This window comes from Granulicella pectinivorans (genome assembly GCF_900114625.1).
Classification (GTDB): Bacteria; Acidobacteriota; Terriglobia; order Terriglobales; family Acidobacteriaceae; genus Edaphobacter; species Edaphobacter pectinivorans.
The window spans coordinates 188,766-201,637 of sequence record NZ_FOZL01000001.1 but is presented as its reverse complement, the minus strand read 5'-3'; the positions used below and the strand labels follow the sequence as shown (position 1 = coordinate 201,637).

At 63.4% G+C, this 12,872-nt stretch carries 14 protein-coding genes; 5 read left to right on the top strand and 9 right to left on the bottom strand.

The features are described from left to right. Positions 1 to 88: 88 nt before the first annotated feature. The 5 genes from rpmA to BM400_RS00795 all read right to left on the bottom strand — a co-directional run bounded on the left by rpmA (position 89) and on the right by BM400_RS00795 (position 3,248). On the bottom strand, positions 89 to 358 hold the full coding sequence (gene rpmA / locus BM400_RS00815; RefSeq protein ID WP_089835732.1) for a 50S ribosomal protein L27: 270 nt from the start codon (positions 356 to 358) through the stop codon (positions 89 to 91). 68 nt (positions 359 to 426) lie between these two features. Beyond that, on the bottom strand, positions 427 to 750 hold the full coding sequence (gene rplU, locus BM400_RS00810; RefSeq protein ID WP_089835730.1) for a 50S ribosomal protein L21: 324 nt from the start codon (positions 748 to 750) through the stop codon (positions 427 to 429). 273 nt (positions 751 to 1,023) lie between these two features. After that, positions 1,024 to 1,485: a YybH family protein gene (locus tag BM400_RS00805; RefSeq protein ID WP_175528799.1), complete on the bottom strand. Its 462-nt coding sequence runs from the start codon at positions 1,483 to 1,485 to the stop codon at positions 1,024 to 1,026. A 19-nt stretch (positions 1,486 to 1,504) separates the two neighbouring features. Next, positions 1,505 to 1,888 carry a DoxX family protein gene (locus BM400_RS00800; RefSeq protein ID WP_089835726.1) on the bottom strand — a complete coding sequence of 128 codons (384 nt, stop codon included), beginning with the start codon at positions 1,886 to 1,888 and terminating at the stop codon, positions 1,505 to 1,507. A gap of 10 nt (positions 1,889 to 1,898) precedes the next feature. Beyond that, complete coding sequence (locus BM400_RS00795) at positions 1,899 to 3,248, bottom strand: ArnT family glycosyltransferase (RefSeq protein WP_245781609.1); 1,350 nt, start codon at positions 3,246 to 3,248, stop codon at positions 1,899 to 1,901. A 61-nt stretch (positions 3,249 to 3,309) separates the two neighbouring features. Between BM400_RS00795 and dut the strand changes: the two genes are divergently transcribed. Genes dut through purF form a run of 3 tightly spaced genes read left to right on the top strand, consistent with a single transcriptional unit; the run spans position 3,310 to position 7,759 of the window. Further along, a complete protein-coding gene (dut, locus tag BM400_RS00790; RefSeq protein ID WP_089835722.1) occupies positions 3,310 to 3,741 on the top strand; it encodes a dUTP diphosphatase in 432 nt (143 codons plus the stop codon). Positions 3,742 to 3,770: 29 nt separating this feature from the next. Continuing rightward, positions 3,771 to 6,260: a phosphoribosylformylglycinamidine synthase subunit PurL gene (gene purL / locus BM400_RS00785; protein ID WP_089841330.1), complete on the top strand. Its 2,490-nt coding sequence runs from the start codon at positions 3,771 to 3,773 to the stop codon at positions 6,258 to 6,260. Further along, positions 6,257 to 7,759, top strand: coding sequence for an amidophosphoribosyltransferase (gene purF / locus BM400_RS00780; RefSeq protein ID WP_089835720.1), 1,503 nt, complete (start codon positions 6,257 to 6,259; stop codon positions 7,757 to 7,759). The genes purL and purF overlap by 4 nt, the downstream gene beginning before the upstream one ends. Here purF and BM400_RS00775 read toward each other — a convergent pair. Genes BM400_RS00775 through BM400_RS00760 form a run of 4 tightly spaced genes read right to left on the bottom strand, consistent with a single transcriptional unit; the run spans position 7,756 to position 11,379 of the window. Next, entirely contained in the window at positions 7,756 to 8,811 is a 1,056-nt protein-coding gene (locus BM400_RS00775) for a beta-propeller fold lactonase family protein (RefSeq protein WP_089835717.1), read from the bottom strand. The genes purF and BM400_RS00775 overlap by 4 nt on opposite strands. A gap of 30 nt (positions 8,812 to 8,841) precedes the next feature. After that, positions 8,842 to 10,146, bottom strand: a complete 1,305-nt coding sequence (locus tag BM400_RS00770; protein ID WP_089835715.1) for an alpha/beta fold hydrolase — start codon at positions 10,144 to 10,146, stop codon at positions 8,842 to 8,844. Positions 10,147 to 10,172: 26 nt separating this feature from the next. Next, on the bottom strand, positions 10,173 to 11,057 hold the full coding sequence (locus BM400_RS00765) for a VOC family protein (protein ID WP_141223763.1): 885 nt from the start codon (positions 11,055 to 11,057) through the stop codon (positions 10,173 to 10,175). Positions 11,058 to 11,103: 46 nt separating this feature from the next. Then, positions 11,104 to 11,379 (bottom strand): metal/formaldehyde-sensitive transcriptional repressor, encoded by a 276-nt coding sequence (locus BM400_RS00760; protein WP_089835710.1) that lies wholly within the window; start codon positions 11,377 to 11,379, stop codon positions 11,104 to 11,106. 328 nt (positions 11,380 to 11,707) lie between these two features. On the opposite strand from BM400_RS00760, the gene BM400_RS22710 reads away from it, so the two are divergent. Together BM400_RS22710 and BM400_RS00755 are read left to right on the top strand one after the other, a co-directional pair. Next, entirely contained in the window at positions 11,708 to 11,839 is a 132-nt protein-coding gene (locus tag BM400_RS22710; protein WP_281245472.1) for a hypothetical protein, read from the top strand. A gap of 95 nt (positions 11,840 to 11,934) precedes the next feature. Further along, positions 11,935 to 12,816 carry an SAM hydrolase/SAM-dependent halogenase family protein gene (locus BM400_RS00755; RefSeq protein ID WP_245781608.1) on the top strand — a complete coding sequence of 294 codons (882 nt, stop codon included), beginning with the start codon at positions 11,935 to 11,937 and terminating at the stop codon, positions 12,814 to 12,816. Positions 12,817 to 12,872 lie beyond the last annotated feature (56 nt).

Sequence of the window (12,872 nt, the reverse complement as noted above, 5' to 3'; positions counted from 1 at the left end):
GCGCGAGGGGCACCCGGCGTCTCCGGCAGACAGACGCAGAAAAGCCCTGCCGAAGCAGGGCCTTCCATTCGTCCGAAGACGGGAAAAATTAAGCCGAAACAGCCTCGGTCGGAATGATCGAGACGAAACGTCCGACCTGTCCGCGATCCTGGAACTTCACGACGCCCGAGATCTTCGCGAAGAGGGTGTCGTCCTTGCCACGGCCCACGTTCAGACCTGGCTTCAGCGGTGTGCCACGCTGGCGAACCAGAATGGAACCGCCCGTTACCGTCTCGCCGCCAAAGCGCTTGACGCCCAGCCGCTGCGCGTTTGAGTCGCGGCCGTTCTTCGATGATCCAAGTCCCTTTTTATGTGCCATTGCAATCGCCTCTTCCGCGCCGCCCGTCGGGGCTTTGAGCGCTCAAAACTAAATTTTCAGTTACAGATCTATGCCTTGAAGCTCTGGCCGTTGACCAGGATCTCGTTGATCTTGACTTCAACGTAGTTCTGGCGGTGACCCTGCATCTTCTTGTACTGCTTCTTGCGCTTGAGCTTGAAGACCAGGATCTTCTCGCCGCGGCCCGTGGAGACAACCGAGGCCAGAACCTTGGCACCCGTGAGCTCCTGCTCGAACTTGCCGGCTTCGCCGCTGACAGCCAGGACGTCGGAGAACTCGATGTTTCCGTTGTCATGCGCGGTGGTTTCAATCTTCAACGTTTCGCCCGGGGTTACCTTGTACTGCTTGCCGCCCGTCTTGATGACTGCATACATAGCTCAAACCTCAAAGCATGGCGCCTGCGCGCTCATTGCTTGTTTCTAAAGTCAATTTTGTTCTCTGGGGCGCAACTATCCGGGGTGAAAACTGACAACCCCTGCATCGTTCCAGCCAATCCCGGCTACCGTCTGAAAGAACCAGCCAGCAGCCCGGACTCAAGGCCCGGCAGCCCGCGAACGAGCTACAGCGCCAAACTTAAGAAGTGTACCGTGCTTCAGCGCCGGGGTCAATGGGTTTGTGGGGCGATCTCCTGCGTGATCGGGCAGCCGCTACTTCGCCGTCGGCAGATCGGAGTTGAAAATGTCGCGGACCACCCGCCACTTGCCTGCCTTATCCCTGTGCCAGACGGTAACGTACTTGCCCTTGTCCAGGATCGGCTTGCCGTCGGGCCCTTTGAAGGACATCGCGTACTCCCCGTCGGTGAAGCCCATGTCGCCCGAGACCTCGGCGTGCAGGGCCTTCCACGAGAAGTCGATACCGGGAATCGAGATCAGCTCTCGAAAAGAGGCCGTGATCTTGTCGGTCCCGGCCAGGACGGGCATATTCGGCTCATACACGAAGGCATCCGGCGCGACGAACTCCATCGCCTTGTCCAGCTTCCCGGCATGGATGGCCGCCTCCCAGCCGGCATCGGCATCGGCCAGCGATTTGGCTGACCCGGTGAAAGTCTGGGCGCAGACGAAGGTGGATACCGACAGGGCGAGCAGCGTAACGCAGCGACGAATCTTCATGGGCGAGGCCTTTCTGAAGTTATTTGCCGGTGAGAAAGGCGCGAAGGCGGGAGTCGCGCATAGCCAGCGCAACCCAGATGACGAAAGCGAAGACGACGCCGACCACCCACTGCTTTTCTCCGATGCGCAGATGCGTCGCGACGGCCCCACCCATGTAGGCGGTGATGAGCAGGGCACCATAGAAGGCCGTCTGCGGAATGAGATACAGAACCCCGCAGACGAGTTCGATCAGGCCGATCGTCTTGACCAGCGAGACAGGGTATCCAGCGTGAGCGATGCCTTCGGCGACCATCGGAGCGCCCGAGAGGGCGAAATAAGTGCCGGAGAGAAGCATCAGCGTGGGGATCGCGCTCAGGATCCAACCCGCGATGACCATACCTCTGGGGTTCGGTTGCACTGCCATGCAGAGTCTCCTAAGAGCTTTTTTTCTGCCACGACCACACGCGGCTCCGGTCCGCCGACTGGAAAAGGTAGGCCCCGAGGACACAGATCAAGGGCTCCAGGGGATGGCGAAAGCGTGCGTGGACGGTGACAGCATAGTACGTCATCGGAAGCAGCAAAAATGCCCAAAAAAAGAGCGCCGACGCGAGAACTCCCCGGTGAAGCGCGAGCGCCAGGCCAAGAAGGCCGCAGACCGAAAGAAAACTGAAGCTGACGACGCGTCCGTACTCGACAATCCAGGCATGATCGGCGGGGTGCGGCACGCCGGCCCAGAAGAAGAAGACGCGCTTCAGGCAGTCGGCGTAGAAGTGCGGCTTGTCCTGCGCGATGAAGGCCTTAGCCATTGCGCCGCGCATCGCCACGTACCGGACCTCGCCCATGGAGGCATACTGGCGAAGCTGGGTCGCGTCCTGGAAGGGGTGGTCGTATTCCATGAGTAGGCCGTTCGAGCCGGGGCCGTTGCCGAGCATCATCTCCGCGCCAAGGTTGCCGCGCATCGGGATGAAGGTATGGAAGACCTGCCAGTTGCGTCCGATCCAGGGCGTAATGCAGGCGAGAAAGATGACCGCGGCCAGCACCGCGCGAGCCAGGTCGTTGCGGCGCTTCAGCAAAATCCATAGGCCGCAGATGGGCAGAAAGGCCAGCAATGTAGAATTCGACAGCCCGATCGCCCCCCACATCAGCCCGAACAAAGCCCATCGGCGCGTGGCGTGGGTGCCATCTTCCCGCATGCGCAAAGCAAGAACCAGCACCCAGGAGAAGAGCGCGGTAGTGACCGTCATCTCCCAGATCCAGTGGACGGCGTACTGCATAAACGCGGGATAGAGTGCCCAGAGCCATCCGGCCCAGAGCCCTACGCTCGGTCCGCAACAGCGGGTGCCGATCTCGTAGGTGGCCACCGCGGTGGCCGCGGAGAGGACGCAGTTGATCGCCAGCAGAACCCAGGACGAGGCCAGCGTATACACGCCGAAGATCTTGAAGACTCCGGCTACGAGCAGCGGATAGAGCGGAGGAAGCCACGCCGTCGGGCCTGTGTGGGCGACGAAGATATTCGCGAAGGGGTCGGCGTAGCCATACCCGGTGACGAGTGCGCGGGCGATACGGCCAGCCTCCCAGCCAAACTGGAAGTGGTCCTCGACCAGGCGCATCTTGTACTGGTGGGCCAGTGTCATATAGACCAGACGAACGAGAAAAGCAACCCAGAAGATGCGCCAGCGAAGCCGAGCCTCAGGCGTCCTCACGCGCGGCAGGATGTGCCTCTGCTGGTGGTTCGGGTCGTCTCCGCCTTTCATCCATGCTGCAAGTTTCTGTCTCCACGGCATGGCTTCGATTCTAGCTGGCGACCTCGTTCTCCACCGGGTGCGAGCCATAGAATGGGATGGAATGCCTACGATCAAGGTTCAGAAGATCCATCCCGCCGCCCAACTCCCCCGCTACGCCCATACCGGCCCCTACGGCGATCTCGCCGCGGACCTCTACTCCGTCTCGACCTGGAAGATCGAGCCGGGTCAGACGGTCCCCGTCCCCACAGGGATTGCGCTCGAGTTTCCCTCGACGCATGGCGCCCTGGTCGAAGATCGCTCCGGACTCGCCGTGAAAGGCCTGACAACATTGGCCGGCGTGATCGATCCCGGGTACCGGGGCGAGATCAAGGTGGTGCTCACCAACCTGACCGATCACGCGCTGACGCTGATGGCCGGCGACCGCATCGCGCAGCTCCGCATCGTCGAGCGCATCGAGGCGGCGTTCGAGTGGGTGGAAACGATTGAGGAAACCCCGCGCAGCACGGGTGGGTTCGGGAGCACCGGCCAATGACGGACATGCGACAATCGAAGGAGCGAGCCATGCCAAACCAGCACGTTCAGCCCCAATATCTCCCCACGATGCGCCCCGGACAGGTTCCGACGCCCTGCACCATTACGCCCGCGCTGCTCAAAACCCATAGCGTTACCCCCGACGAATACGAGTCGCTGAAGGCGAAGCTGGGCCGTGTGCCCTCGCTCACCGAACTCGGCATCTTTTCGGTGATGTGGTCCGAGCATTGTTCGTACAAAAGCTCCCGCGTCCATTTAAAGCGCCTTCCGACTAAGGGCGACCGCCTCACCGGACCCGGCTCGGTCGTGCAGGGACCGGGTGAGAACGCCGGGATCATCGACGTCGGCGACGGCTGGGCATGCGCCTTCAAGATCGAGTCGCACAATCACCCCTCGTACATCGAGCCCTATCAGGGAGCAGCCACGGGTGTCGGCGGCATCCTGCGCGACATCTTCACCATGAACGCCCGTCCCCTCGCGGTGATGGATTCCCTCCGCTTCGGGCCGATCGCCCCGGGTGAGAGTGCGGAAGAGGATACCGACTACCACCGCAACCGCCACACGATGCAAGGCGTCGTCCACGGCGTGGCCGGGTACGGCAACTGTTTCGGCGTGCCGAACCTCGGCGGCGAAACCCGCTTCGAGAACTGTTACTCCGGCAATCCTCTGCTGAACGCCTTCGCCCTGGGCATGGTGAAGATCGACGAGATCTTCTATGCCAAGGCCACCGGCGTCGGCAACCCCGTCATCTACGTTGGTGCCAAGACGGGCCGCGACGGCATCCATGGTGCCACCATGGCGTCCGAAGAATTCACCGAAGGCTCCGAGCAGAAGCGCCCCAACGTCCAGATGGGCGATCCGTTCCTCGAAAAGCTTCTTCTGGAAGCCTGCCTCGAAGCCATGGCAACCGGCGCAGTGCTCGGCATTCAGGACATGGGCGCCGCCGGCCTCACCTGCTCCACGTGCGAGATGGGTGCGCGCGGCGAACTCGGCGTCTCCATCGAGCTTGACCTCGTCCCCCAGCGCGAGACCGGCATGTCCAGCTACGAGATCATGCTGTCGGAGTCGCAGGAGCGCATGCTCCTCGTCGCCGACGCGGGCCGTGAGCAGGAGGTCCTCGACGTCTTCACCAAGTGGGGCCTCGATGCTTCGATCGTCGGCACAGTCACCGCGGACGACGTCATGCGCGTCTTCCACCACGGCGAACTGATCGCCGAGATCCCCAACAAGGCCCTCACCGACGAAGCCCCGGTCTACCACCGGCCCGTCGGCACCTGGAAGGCACCCGTTCCGCTCGATCCGCCAGCCGAAGCACTCGCCGTGCTCAACCAGCCGCGCGACTACACCGCAGACCTCAAGAAGCTTCTCTCCAGCCCCAATATCTGCGACAAGCGCTGGGTCTACGAGCAGTACGACTCGATGGTCCAGACCAATACGGTTCAGGGTCCGGGCGGCGAAGCCGGCGTCATTCGCATCAAGGGCACCGGCAAAGCCCCAGCCCACAAGGGCCTCCTCGCCGAGCTGGAGAATCTCGTCGCGGGTTCCACCCCGCAGGGCGAGGCTGCCTTGCTCAACCAGCAGGAAGCGGATGCCGCTCCTGAGCGCGGCCTCGCCATGGCACTCGCCGGCAATGGCCGCTGGACCTATCTGAACCCGAAGCTGGGTGCCATGCACGCGGTCGCTGAGGCCGCCCGCAAGGTCGCCTGTACCGGCGCGCTCCCCGTCGCCGCGACCAACTGCCTGAACTTCGGCAACCCCGAAAAGCCCGAGATCATGGCGCAGCTTTCGGAAGCCATCGACGGCATCGCCGAGGCCTGCAAGGCGCTCGGAACGCCCGTCACCGGCGGCAACGTCTCGCTCTACAACGAGACCAAAGGCGAAGGCATCTATCCCACCCCGGTCATCGGCATCGTCGGCATCCTCGACGACGTCACCAAGGCCGTCCCGAACAGCTTCCGCCAGTCCGGCGACCTCATTCTCTTCGTCTCCGCCATCACCGGCGAAGGCCGCGAGGCCATGCAGGATATGGGCTCGACGGCCTACGCGCAGAGCCTTGGACTCCCGCTTTGGGGTGCGCCTCCCGTGCTCTCCGTCACGGAAGAAGCCGCGCTGCATAAGGCTCTTGCCGCTCTTGCCGGCAAGCGCCTCCTCGCCTCCGCGGCCGATCTCTCCGACGGCGGATGTGCCGCCGCCTTCGCGCGCGCATGCTTCCCCGCCAACCTCGGCGCACGTATCTCGATGCGTCTCTCCGATGCCAGCGCGTTCTCCCTTCAGGAGCGCCTCTTCTCCGAGGTCGGCTCCTCCGTCATCGCCACCTGCCGCCCCTCGGATTTTGCCGCCGTCAACGCTGTGATCGCCGAGCACGCCGGAGTCTGGGCGTTCCCGGTCGGCACCGTTGCGGACGAGGGCTTTGAAATCCTGATCAACGAAGAGCCCATCATCACAACGACGATTCCTGAACTGCGCAACGCGTACACCGAAGCCATCCCAAACCAGCTCGCCGCCGAGGTAACCGCATGATCTCCCCCCTCGACTTGGATAGGAAAAACCTGGAACTGGAAGACGACGACACCCCCTTCGACAAGCTCGGTGAAGAGTGCGGCGTCATGGCGGTCTACAACCATCCCGAAGCCGCTCGCCTGACCTACTGGGGGCTCTACTCGCAGCAGCATCGCGGGCAGGAGTCGGCCGGTATCGCCGTCTCGACCGGTGCCGAAGAGAACGCCATTACCGATCTCAAGGGCATGGGACTGGTCTCCGAAATCTTCACCGATCCCGTTCTCGCACGCCTTCCCGGCCACATCGCCATCGGCCATACCCGATACTCGACGACAGGCGATTCGGCCCTGCTCAACGCGCAGCCCATCTCGGTCGAATCGACCAAGGGCCTCATCGCCATCGCGCACAACGGCAACCTCACCAACCTCGGCAACTCCCGCCAGCGCCTCGAAAAAGATGGCGCAGTCTTCCAGACGACCTCCGACTCCGAGATCATCGTGCAGCTCATCGCGCACTCCAAGGGACACACGCTGGTCGACTGCATCGCCGAGTCGCTCGCGCAGGTCGATGGTGCCTTCTCCATCGTCATGATGACGCGCAACCGCATCTTCGCCGCCCGTGACCCGCATGGCTTCCGACCGCTCGCCATGGGCCGCATCATCGGACCGAACGGCGGACCCGACACCATCGTCTTCGCCTCCGAGACCTGTGCCTTCGACCTCCTGCACGCCAAGTACGAGCGCGATGTCGAGCCGGGCGAACTCGTCATGGTCTCCGAAGACGGCGTCACCAGCCACTTCTTCAAGAAGGGCGTCGAGCGTCAGTCGTGTGTCTTCGAGCACGTCTACTTCGCCCGTCCCGATTCAAAAATCTATGGCCGCTGGGTTCAGCAGAGCAGGGAAGAGATGGGCCGCCAGCTCGCCCGCGAGTCCCATGTTCCAGCCGACCTGATCGTGCCCGTCCCCGACTCCGGCGTTACCGCCGCGCTGGGATACGCCGCCGAGTCCGGCGTTCCGTTCAACTTCGGCCTCATCCGCAACCACTACGTCGGACGGACGTTCATTGAACCGACCCAACGCGTGCGTGATTTCGGCGTCCGCATGAAGCTGAATCCGAACCGCTCGCTGCTCGAAGGCAAGCGCGTCATCCTGATCGACGACTCCATCATCCGTGGGACCACAAGCCGCAAGATCGTCCGCATGGTCCGTGCCGCCGGAGCCACCGAGGTTCATCTCCGCATCTCCTGCCCGCCGACGATCTCGCCCTGCTTCTACGGCGTCGATACGCCCTCGACCGAGCACCTCATCGCCGCCAGCAAGTCGCTTGAAGAGATCTGCCAGTACATCGAGGCCGACTCGCTCGCATACCTGTCGCTGGTGGGCCTGACTCACTCCTGCACCACCGGCGAGCCCGCCACGGGCATGTCTCCGGCAAGCTTCTGCACAGCCTGCTACACCGGCGTGTACCCCACGCAGGTCATCGACGTGTCGGAGATTCTGCCCGCGCCTGCGCTGGCTTAGTTCCCAACCGCCCAGGCCAGCCCATCCGGCTCAATCCCGGGCTGTATCTTTCCCACCACGGTCATCGTCTTCAAGTCGATGACCGTCACCCAGTTATCCGGTGAGCACGACACATACGCCCGCGACCCATCGGGCTGAATCAGAATGCCCGCGGCTCCCGTGCCCACCGGAACGCGCGTCTTCACTGTCGCCGAAGCCACATCCACCACCGCGACGGTCGCGCTCTTATCCGCGGAGATCAGTGCCGTCGCATGGTCCGGCGTAAAGCGCAGCCGGTTGGCCCCCGGCATCTCGACGCCCACCGTCTTCGTCACCGCATGGCTCGCGAAGTCGACGACCGAGACCGTCCCTTCACCCGCATTGGCCACCCAGATCGTCTTGGGATTCCCGTCGCTATCCGGGATCACATCGAACCCCTCCGGCTTCGTCCCCACCTTCACGACAGCCTCATCCCAGTCCGGAGCCACCGGCCCACCCTTGCCCCGCGTCGTCGTCCCTCCCTGCTTGGAGAGCATCTTCGGCGCATAGGAGTCCGGCGTCGGCGCTCGCTCCGTCAGCAGGCTCAGCGTACCCGACCCCACATTCACCGTCACAACCTTCTTCCCATCCCGCGACACCCACAGCATATGCGTGCCCACCTGCCCGGTCCCCAGCAACCAGTCCACCGTCTCGGTCGCCGGATCGATCCGCCCGATCAGCTTCGAGCGCTCAGCGGTGAAGTACGTCTTGCCGTCGGCGACGAAGAAGCCGTGAGGCCCCCACACCGGCCCCAGGTCGATCGTCTTCACAACCTTCCGCGTGGCAAGGTCGACGACCGTGATCGTATGGGCCGAGCCGTTGTCGTAGTTCGAAACCCAGGCCGTTCGCCCATCGGCCGAGGCGATCACCTCATGCGGATTCACGCCGACCGGAACCTTGGCCACCACCTTCATCGTCCCCGGATCGACGATGGCCAGCGCCTGATCCTTCTTCGCCAGCACCAGCAGAGAGGTCTGCGCCCCCACACTGCCTGCCATCAGACACATCGCCATCAACCCTCGCCAGACCCGCATACCGCACCTCCATGCCGTTGGATGCGCCCTCTACCAGAGCAGGTCCACCACCGCGAGCCTCGTCGCAAAATCCTCCGAAGGCCGCGCCCAGATCGTCTCGCCGCGCAGCCTGACCGCCACCCCGTCGGCCTTCGTGGGGACGGTCGCGACGAAGCTGTCCTTCACCGGAAGCCCCGCCGGCTCATCCTTCGTGAGCGCACCGTCGATCGTCACCGCATCCCGCCCGGCGGAAAAATACCCTTCGGGCCGCGAAATCAGCAGATGACCCTTGCCGCGCGCGGAGTCGGCAGCCGCCGGAACCAGCCGCAGATTCATCAGCGCCGTCGAGCGCGGCACCGGAGCTTTGAAGTAAGAAACGTCGTGCCCCGCTGCCTCCAGCTCAAACTCATACTCCACCGTGGAATCCAGCACCACCGGCCCCCACACTCCCGAGGCATCGGTCGTCCTGTCATAGAGAGCCGCGCCCTCACGACGCGCCGATCCACGCGCCAGCGGATAGACCCGCACCCGAACACCGCTCACCGGAAGATTCGTTGCATTCTTGCCCGCAAAGCCCGTCACCAGCCCCGAAACCACGGGATGCGCCTCCGCCGTGACCCTATCCTGCACCGCGTCCTTGCCCGTAATAAACCGGTACATCAGCCGGAAGGCCTGTGGCGTAAACGCCAGTTCGCGATGATCGGCACCTGCGATGACAACGTTCTCCGCCCCCTGCAACGCAGGCCCTTCGAAGGTCACGCCCGTATGCTCGAACAGCCCGGCCGCCCGCCCATCCGGCTGCGCAAACTTGTCCAGCTTGTCGCTCCGCAGCGTCATCATGCGCACCCCGTCGACGACCTCGCTGCCCTCGTTCAGCCCGCGCAGAAAGTCTCCGTTGCCATTGAACTCACCATCCAGCCCGGTCCCCACGGCAAACACCCCATGGTTCGGCGTACCGCACAGCACCGCCGCCGAGACGACGGCGCTTCCACCCGCATTGCGCAGGTAGTTGCGGATCGTCATGCCGCCGCGGCTGCTGCCCACCAGCACTACCTTCTTGGCGTGCGTCTCCAGCAACGCCCGCGCCACGGTCGCGCTCAACTCGCTCACCTGGTCGATCGTCGAAGACCGCCCAGCCTCAGCTACATGATCCTGCGTCCGGGCCGAGGGATTCGTAAACCGTACGGCATACAGCCTGTCCGCCGGAAAGCCATTCGACTCGAACAGCCCTATGATCCCGATCCACTTGGCCGAGTCATCGCCGTTGCCATGCACAAACACAATCGGGTCCGGCGTCGTCTGCGCCCCCGCACACACCGCCATCGCAAGCCATACTGCCAGCAAACGCATCATCATGATGAGCCATTAGAACAGCAGAACATTTACCGGTCTTCAACAGCCGTGGGATGTTTGCCCACCGGCACCGAGCAGCAGGTCGTCCCGCTGGGCCTGAACTCCATGTACTCCACCCGCGTCAGGTCGGGGTCGAACTCGTTCAACTGCATCTTGCCGTCGCGTCCCATCTGCGTCTTTGAGCACTGTGCGTCGGCGCATCCGTTGCGCGCCAGTCCGGCGACCGCATCCCCAATGTGCTCCACGCCAAGCGCGAGATGATCCATGCTGCCCAGCGACTTCGGTGTCGGGACAGGCGCGGCGTTCAACATGTACTCGATCCAGTCCGTCCCATCCGGCACATGCTGCGACACCCAGTCGGGCGGCCCATCTTCGCTGCGGCCTCCGCGCCAGTACGGAGTGAAACCCAGCAGATCGCGATAGAAGGTCTGCTCCTTCGCCTCGTCCCGCACCATAAATCCAGCGTGGATAAGCCGATGCGAACCCGCGCGCGGCGAAATATCGCCCTTGATCGGCGCACTCTGCACAAAATAGATGAGGTTGCCCTCGGGATCTTTCACCGCGAAGCGCCCTCGCTTCATCGGCTCCACAACGGCGATGCCGTGCGCCTTCACATACGTCTCCATCGCCTTCACATCCCGTGTCGTCAACCCCACCGCGGCCTGCCGCGAGGGCGGAGCCGGCGAGGGCAAAGGAACCACCTCGATCGACTGCAACTCGTTGACCTGGAAGCGCTGCAGATCGCCTTCCACCGAGCGCTCATAGCCCAGTTCGCCCCCATAAAAAGCGCCCGTAGCGGAAGGATTCGACGCATACACACGCACAAACGAGATGCCCGTGATCGCCGGACGCTGCTGCGCCCCGGCCGCCATCGCCATCGTCCCCACTACCGCCCACGCCGCACGCTTAATCATGGTCGGAAAACGATAGAGCCCGCGCCGTACGGAAGTCAACGAGAGACTACTTCAGGTAAGCGCGCACCAGGTCGATCAAGTCCTCGGCTAGCTCCTGCGAGGGCAGGCCGTTCTTCTCCGGCGTCATCATGTGCAGGCGGATGTGGTCTTCAAGCACCTCGCCCATCAGGCTGTTGATGCCTCCGCGCACATTCGCCAGCAGCATCAGCACGTCCGCGCAGTCGTCGCCGGTGCTCAGGGATCGTTCGATCGAGTCCACCTGGCCCCGGATTCTCTTGATGCGCGCCACGAGCTTGGCTTTTTCCTTGTCGAAATGAGACATGTTGTCCGCTTCCTATACCCTAGGGGGATATGATACAAAATGAACACGCAGAGGACCGCGCAAGGAGAATCGGAAAGACCCATGAACATCGAGTCCGCACAAGAACCTCCAAGTACCCTGTGCTGTGACTAGCGTTCCGGACGCCGCATCGAGCGACCTCCTCACCGCTCCTCACAGCATACGACCTGTGACCGAGAGCGCGTGAGCCCCATCCGTCCATCATGACGGACGAAGCCACACACTCCCCCTGCAAAATTCCAACGCCACACGGGCCGCGTGCTCAGCAAGCCTCGCGTCCGCGCCCCCGTCCGTGGCCAGGGAGGACATCATGACCCGTACCCTCTACGTCGCGCGTCCCGCGACCCACCTCGTTCGCCGCTGGATGGCGACCACCGACCCTCGCCGCCCTCTCACCTCCGTCTGGGTCGTCGTGCCCCGCTCGACGACGCGCCCGAGCTGAAGTGCTCGAGCGAGGGTCTCGGGCCCATGCACGCTAACCGCACGGGGACTCCTTTGTATGATGGCAACAGCATTCCCCGACAGGAGTCCCCGAACGTGAACCTCCGACGCATCTTCCTACCCCTGTTGTTACTCGTCGCCGGCGCCCCTGCACAGCAGCAGCACAAGACGATCGGTTTTATGACCGACTTCGACGTCCGCGACGACGCTGTCGGCATCTGCAAGGCCGTCATGGAAGGCGTCGCCCCCGGCGTGCGCATCATCGACATCACCCACCAGGTCACGCCCTACAGCATCGCCGAGGCCGCCCGCTTTCTCGCCGGATCCTCCCCCTACTTCGCGAAAGATGCGGTCTTCGTCGCCGTCATCGACCCCACGGTCGGCAGCAAGCGCAAGGCCATCATCGCGCATTCCAAAGTAGGCCAGTACTTCGTGCTCCCGGATAACGGCCTCCTCACGCTGGTACAGGACCGCGACGGCATCGATGGCGTCCGCGAGATCACTAATCCCGCCTGGATGATCGGCGCGAAACTCTCCTCCACCTTCCACGGACGCGACATCTTCTCGCCCGCCGGTGCGCACCTCGCCCGCGGCGACGACTGGACGCAGGCCGGACCCGCCATCGACCCAGCCACGCTCGTCCGGCTCGACCTCCACAACGCCACCCTCAGCCCGGCCGGGCTCAGCGCGGAGGTCATCGGCACCGACGGCCCATTCGGCAACCTGGTCCTCAACGTCCCCGCCGAGACCTTCGCGCAGCTTGGCTACCGTATTGGCGACATCATCCCCGTCAAGCTCGCCGGTACCGTCTACACCTTCCCATTCGTCAAAACATTCGCGGATGTTCCCGTCGGCAAGCCGCTCTTCTACATCGATTCCCGCGGTCGTCTCAGTCTTGGCATCAACCAGCGCAACTTTTCGACGACCTATCATGTCGATGCGCCGGCCCAACTCTCCATCCCACGCAAACCGCAATAACGCCTGTCCCCCCAGAGAAGATCCGGGCACCCAGGTCCAGACCGAAGCTTATATTT